Origin of the sequence: Streptobacillus felis (assembly GCF_001559775.1) — a bacterium.
Classification (GTDB): domain Bacteria; phylum Fusobacteriota; class Fusobacteriia; order Fusobacteriales; family Leptotrichiaceae; genus Streptobacillus; species Streptobacillus felis.
The window spans coordinates 1-404 of sequence record NZ_LOHX01000287.1; positions in this window are offsets into that span (position 1 = coordinate 1).

Below are 404 nucleotides of genomic sequence, written 5' to 3' on the forward strand. Positions count from 1 at the left end.
AATTCAGCCTCTAGCGAAAAAGAGAGATATGAAATATTACTTAAACTAAAAAATAAAGAAATTGAATTATTAAAAGCTGAAAATGAGATCTTAAAAAAAAACGAAGAAATTTTAGATAGAATAAGGAAAAAATAAATTTAGCTAAATATCTTACCATTGAAGAACTAAATTCCAAATACACGATAAAGTATTTATATAAAATTCTAGAACTTAATAGAAGTTCATACTACAATTATCTTAAAATTAAAGATATAGATAGAGATTTAGAGCTTATAGATACTATTAAAACAATAGCTAGAGAGTTTAATTATACATATGGTAGAAAAAGGATGACTATAGAAGTTAACAAAAGATTATCTTCTAAATTTAATGAAAAGAAAATTTAGAAATAGTATACGGATTAT